Here is a 414-nt window from a genome sequence, read left to right as displayed (position 1 = left end):
GCGCTGCCAAGAGGCACGAGCCAAATTGGCACAATTCTTAGAGCGCAATGGCTTAACTGCCGTTAATGCCGAGGTAACCACCGCCATCTCTAGTAGCGAAGGTATCGTCAACTATTGCCATAAGCATGACGTTGATCTTCTGGTCATCGGTCGCCATGAGCGTCATGGTATCGTCGCATGGCTCAGCGGTGCCACAGCAGATAATATTTTGCCAAACGTCCCCTGTGACAGTTTAGTCGTTAGACTTGACAAGCCCGTATCAAAACGCAGCTAACCTGAACCCAAATATCGTTTTGATAAATGGTTTGTATAAGTTGATAAAAAGCGCATCGGTGAGCAATCTACGGGGCGCTTTTTTTAGCTCATTCATTTTAGCCCTAACTTATTTATTATCCTATTCAATAATATCAATAA

1 protein-coding gene is annotated in these 414 nt (G+C 44.4%); it reads left to right on the top strand.

Features of this window, described 5'->3' with window-relative positions:
* Nucleotides 1–274: universal stress protein (locus AAEZ03_RS26050; RefSeq protein ID WP_350582629.1), on the top strand; the 274-nt coding region annotated here is incomplete at its 5' end.
* Between the last annotated feature and the right edge of the window lie 140 nt (nucleotides 275–414).

The organism is Pseudomonas sp. HY2-MNA-CIBAN-0224 (assembly GCF_040310285.1).
Classification (GTDB): Bacteria; Pseudomonadota; Gammaproteobacteria; order Pseudomonadales; family Pseudomonadaceae; genus Aquipseudomonas; species Aquipseudomonas helleri.
This window is presented reverse-complemented; position numbering and strand designations above follow the sequence as displayed.